General features: G+C 71.8%; 10 protein-coding genes. 6 read left to right on the forward strand and 4 right to left on the reverse strand.

All coding sequences use genetic code 11. The features are described 5' to 3' along the window. The first annotated feature begins 70 nt into the window (after positions 1–70). Complete coding sequence (gene leuS, locus ABT008_RS13600) at positions 71–2,905, forward strand: leucine--tRNA ligase (protein ID WP_350696350.1); 2,835 nt, start codon at positions 71–73, stop codon at positions 2,903–2,905. Positions 2,906–3,003: 98 nt separating this feature from the next. Further along, positions 3,004–3,147 carry a hypothetical protein gene (locus tag ABT008_RS13605; RefSeq protein ID WP_350696352.1) on the forward strand — a complete coding sequence of 48 codons (144 nt, stop codon included), beginning with the start codon at positions 3,004–3,006 and terminating at the stop codon, positions 3,145–3,147. A 149-nt stretch (positions 3,148–3,296) separates the two neighbouring features. Here the strand turns inward: ABT008_RS13605 and ABT008_RS13610 are convergent, their stop codons facing one another. From ABT008_RS13610 to ABT008_RS13625, 4 genes are all read right to left on the reverse strand, one after another. Then, a complete protein-coding gene (locus ABT008_RS13610; protein WP_502890432.1) occupies positions 3,297–3,761 on the reverse strand; it encodes an NUDIX domain-containing protein in 465 nt (154 codons plus the stop codon). A gap of 341 nt (positions 3,762–4,102) precedes the next feature. Further along, positions 4,103–4,870, reverse strand: a complete 768-nt coding sequence (locus tag ABT008_RS13615) for a TVP38/TMEM64 family protein (protein WP_502890433.1) — start codon at positions 4,868–4,870, stop codon at positions 4,103–4,105. Continuing rightward, positions 4,813–5,532, reverse strand: a complete 720-nt coding sequence (locus tag ABT008_RS13620; protein WP_350696358.1) for a type 1 glutamine amidotransferase — start codon at positions 5,530–5,532, stop codon at positions 4,813–4,815. The genes ABT008_RS13615 and ABT008_RS13620 overlap by 58 nt, the downstream gene beginning before the upstream one ends. Next, positions 5,522–6,769: a MurT ligase domain-containing protein gene (locus ABT008_RS13625; RefSeq protein WP_350696780.1), complete on the reverse strand. Its 1,248-nt coding sequence runs from the start codon at positions 6,767–6,769 to the stop codon at positions 5,522–5,524. Before ABT008_RS13625 ends, ABT008_RS13620 begins: the two co-directional genes overlap by 11 nt. Positions 6,770–7,122: 353 nt before the next feature. Here ABT008_RS13625 and mraZ point away from each other — a divergent pair, with 353 nt between their 5' ends. The 4 genes from mraZ to ABT008_RS13645 all read left to right on the forward strand — a co-directional run bounded on the left by mraZ (position 7,123) and on the right by ABT008_RS13645 (position 11,671). Continuing rightward, entirely contained in the window at positions 7,123–7,554 is a 432-nt protein-coding gene (gene mraZ, locus ABT008_RS13630) for a division/cell wall cluster transcriptional repressor MraZ (protein WP_131053914.1), read from the forward strand. 209 nt (positions 7,555–7,763) lie between these two features. Continuing rightward, positions 7,764–8,867 carry a 16S rRNA (cytosine(1402)-N(4))-methyltransferase RsmH gene (rsmH, locus tag ABT008_RS13635; protein WP_350696359.1) on the forward strand — a complete coding sequence of 368 codons (1,104 nt, stop codon included), beginning with the start codon at positions 7,764–7,766 and terminating at the stop codon, positions 8,865–8,867. Then, positions 8,864–9,472 (forward strand): cell division protein FtsL, encoded by a 609-nt coding sequence (gene ftsL / locus ABT008_RS13640; protein WP_350696360.1) that lies wholly within the window; start codon positions 8,864–8,866, stop codon positions 9,470–9,472. Before rsmH ends, ftsL begins: the two co-directional genes overlap by 4 nt. 3 nt (positions 9,473–9,475) lie before the next feature. Beyond that, positions 9,476–11,671: a penicillin-binding transpeptidase domain-containing protein gene (locus ABT008_RS13645; protein WP_350696362.1), complete on the forward strand. Its 2,196-nt coding sequence runs from the start codon at positions 9,476–9,478 to the stop codon at positions 11,669–11,671. Positions 11,672–11,806 lie beyond the last annotated feature (135 nt).

An 11,806-nucleotide genomic window follows, 5' to 3' on the forward strand; every position in this document is an offset into this window, starting at 1 on the left:
GGCCGCCGAGCACGGACACGAGACCAGCCAGCACGGAGAAGACCCCGCCGGTCGACGCGAGGAGAAGGCCATGACCGAGGCAGCTACCAACGACACCCCACCGTTCCGGTACACCGCCGTGCTGGCCGACGAGATCGAACGCCGCTGGCAGGATCACTGGGAACGCGAGGGCAGCTTCCACGCGCCGAACCCGTCCGGCCCGCTGGCCGACCCGGCCCACCCGCGCTCCGGCGCGGAGAAGCTGTACGTGCTGGACATGTTCCCGTACCCGTCCGGCGCGGGGCTGCACGTCGGGCACCCGCTGGGCTACATCGGCACCGACTGTTACGCCCGCTATCAGCGGATGGCCGGGCGCAACGTGCTGCACGCGATGGGCTTCGACGCGTTCGGCCTGCCCGCCGAGCAGTACGCGGTGCAGACCGGCACCCATCCCCGGACGACCACCGAGGCCAACATCGAGCGGTACCGGGAGCAGTTGCGGCGGCTGGGGCTGGCCCACGACCAGCGGCGCTCGGTGGCCACCATCGACACCGACTTCTACCGCTGGACGCAGTGGATCTTCCTGCAGATCTTCAACTCCTGGTACGACCGCGAGGCCGGTCGGGCCCGCCCGATCAGCGAGCTGGTCGCCGAGTTCGCCGGGGGTACCCGGCGTACCCCGGACGGTCGGCCGTGGGCCGAGCTGTCGCCCGCCGAGCGTCGCGCGATCGTCGACGACCACCGCCTGGCGTACGTGTCGCAGGCGCCGGTGAACTGGTGCCCCGGTCTGGGCACGGTGCTGGCCAACGAGGAGGTCACCGCCGACGGCCGCTCCGAGCGCGGCAACTTCCCGGTCTTCAAGCGCAACCTGAAGCAGTGGATGATGCGGATCACCGCGTACGGTGACCGGCTGCTGGACGACCTGGACAAGTTGGACTGGCCCGAGCCGATCAAGCTGATGCAGCGCAACTGGATCGGCCGGTCCACCGGTGCGCACATCGACTTCCCGACTCCGACCGCGCCGATCCGGGTGTTCACGACCCGGCCGGACACCGTCTTCGGGGCCACCTACATGGTGCTGGCGCCGGAGCACGAGCTGGTCGACGCGCTGGTGCCGGCGGCCTGGCCGGAGGGGACCCGGGACGCGTGGACCGGCGGGCACACCGGTCCCCGGGCGGCCGTCGAGGCGTACCGGAAGTCGGCCGCGGCCAAGACCGACGTCGAGCGGCAGGCCGACACCAAGGAGAAGACCGGCGTCTTCATCGGCGCGTACGCCACCAACCCGGTCACCGGTGGGCAGGTCCCGATCTTCATCGCGGACTACGTGCTGGCCGGCTACGGCACCGGCGCGATCATGGCGGTACCCGCACAGGACGAGCGGGACTGGGAGTTCGCCGATCTCTTCGAGCTGCCGATCGTGCGTACCGTGCAGCCGCCGGAGGGCTTCGACGGCACCGCGTACACCGGGGAGGGGCCAGCGATCAACAGCGCCGCGCCCGAGCGCGGCCTGGACCTGGACGGACTGGGGGTGGCCGACGCCAAGGCCCGGATCATCGCCTGGCTGGAGGCCGAGGGCGCCGGTCAGGGCGCGGTGACCTACCGGCTGCGGGACTGGCTGTTCAGCCGGCAGCGGTACTGGGGCGAGCCGTTCCCGATCGTCTACGACGCCGACGGCGCCGTGATCGCGCTGCCGGAGGAGATGCTGCCGGTCGAACTGCCCGAGGTGGACGACTTCTCGCCGCGCACCTTCGACGCGAACGACGCCGCCAGCGACCCGGAGACGCCGCTGTCGCGCCGCCGCGACTGGGTCGAGGTCGAGCTGGACCTGGGTGACGGGCCGAAGCGGTACACCCGGGAGACCAACGTGATGCCGCAGTGGGCCGGCTCCTGCTGGTACGAGCTGCGCTACCTGGACCCGACCAACGACGGGCGGTTCGTCGACGCGGACAACGAGCGGTACTGGATGGGGCCGCGCGGCGAGGGTGACTGCGGGGGCGTCGACCTGTACGTCGGCGGCGCCGAGCACGCGGTGCTGCACCTGCTGTACGCCCGGTTCTGGCACAAGGTGCTGTTCGACCTGGGGCACGTGTCGTCGTTCGAGCCGTTCCGCAAGCTGTTCAACCAGGGCTACATCCAGGCGTACGCGTACACCGACGCCCGGGGCGCGTACGTGCCGGCCGAGGAGGTCGTCGAGCGCGACGGCGGCTGGTTCCTGGGCGACGTCCAGGTCAACCGCGAGTACGGCAAGATGGGCAAGTCCCTGAAGAACATCGTCACCCCGGACGAGATGTGCGCCGCGTACGGCGCCGACACGTTCCGGGTCTACGAGATGTCGATGGGGCCGCTGGAGGTGTCCCGCCCGTGGGAGACCCGGGCGGTGGTCGGCTCGTACCGGTTCCTGCAGCGGGTCTGGCGGGCCATCGTCGACGAGCAGACCGGCGAGTCGCGGGTCACCGACGCACCGGCCGACGAGGAGACCCGGCGGCTGCTGCACCGGGTGATCGACGGTGTCCGGGGCGACATGGAGGGGATCCGGTTCAACACCGCGATCGCCAAGCTGATCGAGCTGACCAACGCGGTGACCAAGCTGGCGAGCACCCCGCGCGAGGTGGCCGAACCGCTGGTGCTGATGGTGGCGCCGGTGGCCCCGCACATCGCCGAGGAGCTGTGGCGGCGGCTGGGCCACCAGACCTCCCTGACGTACGCGGACTTCCCGGTCGCCGACCCGGCGCTGCTGGTCGCCGAGACCGTCACCTATCCGGTGCAGGTCAACGGCAAGGTCCGGGGCCGGGTCGAGGTGCCGGCCGACGCCGCCGAGGACGACGTCCGGTCCGCCGCGCTGGCAGCGGTGGCGGGTGCGTTGGCCGGCAAGGAGCCGCGCAAGGTGATCGTGATCGCCGGCCGGATGGTGTCCGTCGTCGCGTGATGTGAAAGGAAGGGTCCCCTGCTAACGCCTCGTGCATAGCAGGGGACCCTTCCTAACATTCGACGGCCGCGGCCGGTGACCTGGCCGGGGCGGGGCGGATGCTGGTCAGCGCGGACGGCGTGGCACTGGCTGAGGTCCGGGTGCGGCCGTCGGCGCGTACTCTCCTGGCTGAGATCGCCCGGGGACGGCCCGCGCCGGACGGCGTGGCGCGCCTGGCCACCCTGGCCGGCCTCACCCGGTGACCCAGGGTGCCGCGACTCGTCGCAAGGTCGTGCTCGATCCTGGATCGAGTGGTCTCGTCGCGGCACTGAGTCCACTCGATCCTGGATCGAGCGGGATCATGCCGCGCGGCGAGAGGGCGGGCTCCTGTTCGAGGCAGGATCTACGCGGGTCACCCCTGCGTGCCCGGCAGAAACGCGAGCCCACCAGCAAGGTATGCCGGTGTGCGTACGGTGTGAGCCCATGCTGCGGCGTGCACCCGTGGGGACACGTTGGCCGGAAGACGACGTGCCGTCCGCTCCGGCGGTACGAAGGCGGCGTCTTCCAGCTCCTGACCGGCGAGGTGGATCTGGTCTAGCCCCGCGAGGACGCCACAGTCGAAGGTGAAGTGGACGAGGGCACGTGGCCGCGGGCCGGTGGGAGGCGACCAGTCCACCACCAGCAGGTCGCCCACGGTGACGGGGATGCCCAACTCCTCATGCACTTCACGAGCGCACGCCTGCTGCGGGAACTCATCCGTCTCCACATAACCGCCGGGGAAAGCCCAATGGTCGCGGTAGGGGGCTTGACGAGTAGAACGTCTCCCACCGGATCCGTGATGAAGGCAGCAGCGGCGGCGACTCGGCGTACCAGACAGCGGGTTCCGTCCAGGTCACGCACCGGCTGAGGTTCGGGTGCGGCCGTCGGGGCGTACCCTCCTCGGCGAGATCGCCCGGGGGCGGCCCGCACCGGCCGGCGTGGCGCGCCTGGCCACCCTGGTCGGCCTCACCCGATGACCCAGGGCGCGGCGACTCGTCGCAAGGTCGTGCTCGATCCGGGTTCGAGTGGTGTCGTGGCGGCACCGAGGCCACTCGATCGGGGATCGAGCGTGATCATGGGGCGCGATGCGGCGAGGGCGGGGGCGCGGCACGACCGCGCTTGCTGAGTTGTTAGTAGGGGTCCCCTGCTATACACCAGGCGATAGCAGGGGACCCCTCCTTACATCGGGGTGGTGCGGCGTCGGCGTTCGGCGCGCCACCAGCGGGTGAGGAGGACCGCGCTGGCGATGAAGCCGAGCGCGGCGGGCGTTGCGGCGAGCCAGTTGATCTCGTCGGGGCTGGTGACGGCGGCACCGACCGCGGCGTAGCCGAACGCCGACGGGGCGGAGGCGATCACGCTGCCGACGAGGAACGGCAGGATCCGCGCGCCGGTGGTGCCGTAGCCGTAGCTGACCAGGCCGTAGCCGGAGATCGGCAGCAGTCGTACGGTGATTACCCCGAGCACGCTCTGCCGGGCGAACCAGCGGTCCAGTCGGGCCAGCCGGCCCCGGACCCGTTCGGCGACGAACTCCCGCCCGAGGATTCGGCCCACGGTGAAGCCGATCGCCGCCGCCAGCAGGGCGGCGCCCAGCGCGTACGCGGCACCCTCCAGGGCGCCGAAGACCGCGCCCGCCGCGAGCGTGATGAACGTGCGGGGGACCAGGGCCACCAGCAGCAGCGCGCCGCCGAGGACTCCGGCGACCGGCGCGAGGCCGCCCAGCCGGTCGCCGAACTGCGGCAGTGCCGTCGGGTCGGGGTGGGGCACCAGCACCAGGGTCACCCCGAACCCGGCGATCAGGAGCAGCAGCAGGCCGAACCGGACGGCCGACGGTGTGGTGGCGACCGGTCGTACCGATCGCCAGTACCGCGCGAGCCGCCGGTCGGCCGGGATCATGCCCGGGCGGCGGCCACCGCGGCCCGGCGTTCGGCCCGCAGCCGGTCGGCCCAGGTGTCGTCGAGCGGCGGGAGTTGCTGCGCGCCGGTGGCCCAGCGCAGCAGCAGGTCGGCCAGGGCCGGGTTGCGGGCCAAGGCGGGACCGTGCGAGTACGTGCCGAGCAGCTTGCCGCGCCACGCCCCCTCGGTGGCGCCGTCGTTGCCGACCCCGGCGGTGACCCGGGCCAGCGGGGAGACCTCGGCACCGAGACGGGTACGACCGCCGTGGTTCTCGAAGCCGGTCAGCGGGGGCAGGCCCAGCCGGGCGTCGATGTCACCGGCCAGCTCGCCGACGGCGCGGGTCTCGCCCCGGTCGGAGGAGAGGTCGAGCAGTTCGAGGCCGCGGTACTGGGTGCCCTTGGCGAAGAACGAGGTGCCGAGCAGTTGGTATCCGGCGCAGACGCCGAACACCACCGAACCCTGGGCGACGGCCCGGTGCAGGCCGCCGTCGGCGAGCAGTCGCTGGGCGCCGAGCGCCTGCGGACCGTCCTCGCCGCCGCCGATGAGATAGATGTCGGCGGTGGTGGGCATCTGCTGGTCGGAGCGGACCTCCAACACCTCGATCGGGAAGCCGCGCTGCTGCGCCCGCCGGGCCAGGATCAGCATGTTGCCCCGGTCGCCGTAGGTGGACAGCAGGTCGGGGTAGATCCAGACGATGCGCAGGGTCTCAGTTGACACGGTCCAACTCCGCTCGGATGTCCTGGAAGGCGGTGTAGTTCGCGATGACCTCCAGCCGCCCCGGCGGCACCGCCCGGAGGGCGTCGTCGAACGTGCGTACGTGCTGGAACGGCACGCCGTTGACGTCCAGCCGGACCGCCAGGTCGTACGCCCGGTCGCCGGTGATCAGCACCTGACGTCCGCGCAGCGGGGCGAAGTCGACGTCGAAGAGCCAGGAGGTGTCCATCCCGTCGGGGTCGCGGGCGTTGATGGACAGCAGTGTCGGGGCGTGCTCGGCCATGTCGAACGCCTCCAGCCAACTGGCCGGGTTCTTCGCCAGCAGCAGTCGGACCAGCCGACCGTCCCGCTCGACCTGGGCGTACCGCCCGGCGACCGAGGTGACGTCGCCGAGGCGGGGGACCGCGTCGAACGGGCGTACGCCGAACTCGGCGGCCAGGGCCAGGGCGGTGGCCGCGTTGCCGATGTTGACCTTGCCAGGGAGCTGGAGCTTCACCTTGTACCAGGCGCCGGTGGGGTCCAGGACCCCTTCGTCGTCGACCGTCCACTGCGGCTGCGGCCGGCGCAGCGGGCAGCCGCTGCACCACCACTGCTCGCCGGAGCGCTGGATGGTCGAGCCGCACTCGGGGCAGACCCACGAGTCGTCGTGCCAGCGCTGCCCGGCGGAGAACCAGGTGACGTGCGGCGGGGTGATCCGCTGGTCGTGGGCGGCCGGCGGGGTGGCCGCCCAGACCACCATCGGGTCGTCGGCGTTGGCCACGATGCGGATGTCCGGGTGCCGGACCAGGGCCGCGCGCCAGAGCTGCGCCATCATGGCGACCTCCTTGGCCCGGTCGAGCTGGTCTCGGGAGAGGTTGAGCAGCGCCACCACGTGTGGCTCGGTCGCCTCGATCACCTGCGCGAGGTAGTGCTCGTCGACCTCCAGCACCGCGTACGGTGTGCTGCCCGCCTTGGCCAGGGCGGAGGTGTGCCCGGTGGGCATGTTGGCGCCGAAGGAGTTGGTGGCGACCCGGCCGAGCACGCCGACGGCCGCAGCGGCCAGCCGGGTGGTGGTGGTCTTGCCGTTGGTGCCGGAGACCAGCGCGATGGCCCGTCCGGCGGAGAGGTGCGCCAGCAGGTCCGGGTCGATCTTGAGGCCGATCCAGCCACCGATCACCGAGCCGTCGCCACGGCCCGCAGCCCGCGACAGGGCCGCGGCGGTCCGTGACACGGAGCTGGCCACCTTCGCCCGTAGGGGCATCTTCGCGTCCGTCACGCGAGCGAGGTTACCGGACCAGACCACCCCTCAGATCGCCGCCGACGGTGTTCCGTTCTGTCCACTTCGTCGGTGAGTGGGGCCGCAGGCGTCCGGCCCGGCCCGAGTCGATCTATGTCGGATAGCGGACCCCCTCCGGCGCCCCGCCGCCCTCCACTCCGCTCCACCCCGGCTGACGTGCGGTTTTGTGGCGCGCAACGGCGCGCCGCGCGGTCGATTCTGGTTGCGGGTGGAGGGAAGTGGAGTAGAGTGGGGCGCATTGGTGGGGCCGGGAGGGGCCCACCGGCCCGGGGGGTCAACGGCGCGCGAACGCCGTTAAGGGCGAGGGGGTTGGGCCGATGTTTCTCGGCACCCACACTCCGCGCCTGGATGACAAGGGCCGGTTGATCCTTCCGGCGAAGTTCCGGGATGAGCTGGCGGGGGGTGTCGTGATCACCAAAGGGCAGGAGCGCTGCCTCTACGTCTTTCCGACGCCTGAGTTCCAGCACATCGCGGAGCAGTTGCGCGCGCAGCCGATGACGCACAAGGCGGCCCGGGCCTACAGCCGTGTCTTCTTCGCCAGCGCGCACGACGAGATACCCGACAAGCAGGGCCGGGTGACCATCCCGGCACACCTGCGCAGCTACGCGGGGCTCGACCGGGACCTGGTGGTCATCGGTGCGAGCACCCGGGTGGAGATCTGGGACAAGGTCGCCTGGGAGACCTACCTCGCCGAGAGCGAAGACGACTTCGCCGACATCGAGGAGGGGGTGCTGCCAGGCGGTCTGTGAGGGCGTGGCGACGCCCGACGTACTGCGAGATCTCCAGCCGCTTTCGAGCTCCTGGCATCCCTTCCCCGGTGCCAGGCACACGATCCGCACGCAGGACCACGGTCCGGTGGACGGGTCGAGAGCGGATGGGGATCTGGCGGTACGACGGCACGGCGTCGTCCGACGAGCAGGACGCGAGAACGAGACCGGTTCAACCAGTGGGGGTCGACATGGGGGAGCTACGCGGCACGCATGTGCCGGTGCTGCTCGAGCGGTGTCTCGAGCTGCTCGCCCCCGCGCTGGGTCGAGGCGGCCGTACGGTCCACGTCGACGCGACGCTCGGTCTGGCCGGGCACGCCGAGGCGGTGTTGCAGGCACATCCGGAGACGATCCTGGTGGGTCTGGACCGCGACACCGAGGCACTCGCACACGCACGGGTGCGGCTGGCCCGGTTCGCCGACCGCGTCCATCTGGAACACGCGGTCTACGACGAGCTGCCCGACGTGCTGGACCGGTTGGGGTACCCGTCCGTGGACGGTGTGCTGTTCGACCTCGGTGTCTCCTCGCTGCAACTCGACGCGCCCGACCGCGGGTTCGCGTACGCACAGGACGCGCCGCTGGACATGCGGATGGACCAGACCCGGGGGGTGACCGCCGAGGAGGTGGTCAACACCTACCCGCATCCGGATCTGGCCCGGGTGCTGCGGGTGTACGGCGAGGAGAAGTTCGCCGGACGGATCGCCTCGGCGATCATCCGGGAACGGGACCGGGGCCGGATCACCTCGTCGGCGCGACTGGCCGAGCTGGTGCGGGAGTCGATCCCGGCACCGGCCCGGCGAACCGGGGGACACCCGGCAAAGAGAACGTTTCAGGCTTTACGGATCGAGGTAAACAGAGAACTGGCAGTGCTGGAGACGGCGCTGCCGGCCGCTCTGGACAAGCTTTCCGTCGGCGGTCGCATGGTGGTCCTGTCCTACCACTCGTTGGAGGACAGGCTCACCAAGCAGGCGCTCGCCGGCCGGGTCCGCAGTACGGGCCCGGTCGACCTCCCGGTCGAACTGCCCGGGTCGGAGCCGACGTTCCGGCTGCTCAGCCGGGGCGCGGAGCTGCCCGGGGAGAGGGAGGTCGCCGCCAACCCGCGAGCCGCATCGGTGCGGCTACGGGCGGCGGAACGGATCGACCCGCAGGCCCGGCACCAGGGGCGTACCGACCGCGAACGGTACCGGCGCCGGGTTAAGGCGATGCACCAACCGGGGACGGGGTCGACCGCGGAAACCGGAGGGGGACCGCGGCGGACGCCGGGGGACACGGACGAAGAGGGGGAGGGAATATGAATGTGAGCAAGCGCCGGGACGTCGCCGGCGTCGGGCAGCGCACACCGCGGTCGGGGGGCCGGATCGCGGCGGAGCGGACCCGAGCGGCCGGGACCGACACCCGGCGGCAGGACCGGGTGAGCCGGCTGGACGACACTCGCGCCCGGGGGGCGCGCGAGTTTCCCGTCCAGGGCAGCGCTGCACTGCGACCGGTGGAGCGGGCCACTGCCGGCAAGCCGGAGCGGGCCGAGTCGCCACGGCTGCGGGTCGCCCCGCCGCCGCCGGTGCGGGTGCCCCGGGCGCCGTTCGCGGCGCTCGTGGTGGTGCTCGTCGTCGGCGGGGTGCTCGGCATCCTGGCCGTCAACACGAAGATCAACGAGAACGCGTTCCGGCTCGACGAACTCCAGCAGCAGCAGGCCAAGCTCGACGTGGAGCAGCAGCAGCTGAAGAAGCAGATCGCCGAGTCGGAGTCGCCGGGCAACCTGGCCGCCCAGGCCCGCCGCCTGGGACTGGTCGAGTCGGGTGAGCTGGCGTACATCCGGCTGCCGGACGGCAAGATGATCGGCGTGCCGCAGCCGGCCGGCGGGCAGGTGTCGATCACCAGCCAGCAGGGCTCGGAGGGGTAGGCCGTGCCCTCGAGATCAGACGAACCGCGCCGGGACGCCACAGGCTCCCGGCGCGGTTCTTCCCGTAACGGGGGCGTGTCGGGCGAGCGCGGTGGTGAGCCGGGTGTCGGCGGCATCTCCGACGCCCGCGCGTACACCCCCCGGGGTCGTACCGTCCGGGACGGCGGCGGTCGGGCCGAGCAGCGGCGCAACCCGCGTACCAGCCGGACCCAGGACCCGTTCCGGCCGGCGTTGCAGGTGCTCGACGGTGGACGGTCCGCCGCGACCCGTGGCGGTGCCCGGGCGGGTGCCGCACCCCGGCGGGAGTCCACCGCCGGCCGGACCACCGTGGTTCGTACGGTCACCGACCGCACCCCACGGGGTGAGGCGCCCGTCGGCACGCCCCGGCGTCGCGTCGGCGGCCGGGAGCCGCGCCGGGGCGACCGCCCGGCCGGGCGCCGACCGGCCCGCAAAGCGCCGCGTCCGCCCCGGCTCGCCGACCCCGGCCGCCGGCTGCGGCTGGGCACCGCGCTGGCGCTGGCCCTCTTCGTCGCCATCGGCGTGCGGCTCGTCGTGCTCCAGGCCGTCGACACTCCGGCGTACGCCGACGGCGGCATGGCCGAGCGGCTGCGGACCGTGCCGTTGCCCGCGCCGCGCGGGGCGATCCTGGACCGGGACGGTGCCGCCCTGGCGCACAGCGTCGAGGCCCGGTACGTCTACGCCGACCCGACCAAGATCGAGGACATCGCCGCGACCGCGCAGACGCTCTCCCCGCTGCTCGGCATGCCCGCCTCGGAGCTGGCCGAGAAGATGAAGCCGCGCAAGCGGATCAGCGGCGTCGACTCGCAGTTCGAGTACCTGGCCCGAGGTGTGGACGTCGGCCGGGCCCGGGAGATCATGGCGCTGAAACTGCCGGGAATCGCCGCCCATCGGGACGAGCGGCGTGAGGTCCCCGGCGGCGACCTGGCCGCCAACCTGATCGGTTTCACCAGCCTGGACATGGTCGGGCTGGAGGGTCTGGAGGCGCGCTACGACGACCTGCTGCACGGCGAGGACGGTCAGCGTGTCTTCGAGATCGGCCTGGGTGCGTTGGCCGCGCCCATCCCCGGTGGTTACAGCCGCACCACCAAGGCCAAGCCGGGCAGCTCGATCGTGCTCACCATCGACCGGGACCTGCAGTACACGGTGCAGCGGATCCTCAGCGATCGGATGGCGGCGGTGCAGGGCAGCACGGGCGCCGCGGTGGTGCTCGACGCGCGGACCGGTGAGGTGCTGGCCCAGGCCAGCCATCCCACCTACAACGCGGCGAAACCGCAGGCGAGTGACCCCACCGACCGGGAGGACGCAGCCACCAGCTTCGTCGTCGACCCGGGTTCGGTGCACAAGGCGATCACGTTCGGGGCGGCGTTGCAGGAAGGTGTGATCACCCCGGACACCGTCTTCCCGGTCGCCAACGGAATCCGCAAGGGCGACACCTGGTTCCCCGACACCCATCGTGCCGACGGGCGTCGGATGAGCGTGGCCGGAATGATGGCCCACTCCTCCAACGTAGGCACCATCCAGATCGCCGACCAGCTCGGCCCGGAGCGGCTGCTCGACTACCAGCAGCGGTTCGGGCTCGGCAAGCCGACCGGTGTCGGGATGCCCGGCGAGGCGAGCGGTCGACTGCTGCCGGTGCAGGAGTGGAGCGAGTCGTCGCACGGCTCGGTGCCGATCGGGCACAGCGTGGACGCCACCCCGTTGCAGATGGCCGCCGTGTACGCCGCCATCGCCAACGACGGCACGTACGTGCAGCCGAGGCTGGTCAAGGAGACGATCGCGCCGGACGGCACGCGTACCCCGAACAAGGAGCCGGTGACCCGCCAGGTGCTCAGCCCGGACAACGCCGCAGCGCTGCGGACGATGATGGAGGCGGTCACCACGGTGGACAACGCCACCGGACTCGCGGCGGCGGTGCCCGGCTACCGGGTGGCGGGCAAGACCGGCACCGGGTGGCGGCTGGTCGAGGGGAAGAAACAGCCCGGCGACGTCGCCTCGTTCATCGGGATGGCGCCGGCGGACGACCCGAAGTACGTGATCGCGGTGTTCGTGCACAGCCCGAGTGGCGGCGGTGGCCGGGTCTCGGCGCCGGCGTTCAAGGAAATGATGACCTTCGCGCTGCGGCATTTCCGGGTGCCGCCGTCGGGCGACCCGGCTCCGAAGTTCACCGTATTCCCGTAACTGTCGTCATCGTCAATTCCTCGGGTCACCGGGCGCCACCACCGGTGACCCGAGGAATTGACGTACGCACATTCGTCGGTGTGTTTTCGGTCTTTTCGCGGTGACCGTGCCCGGGTGCGTCGTCTTTCCGTATCC

The sequence above is a fragment of the Micromonospora sp. NPDC002389 genome (genome assembly GCF_040296095.1).
In the GTDB taxonomy this organism is placed as follows: domain Bacteria; phylum Actinomycetota; class Actinomycetes; order Mycobacteriales; family Micromonosporaceae; genus Micromonospora.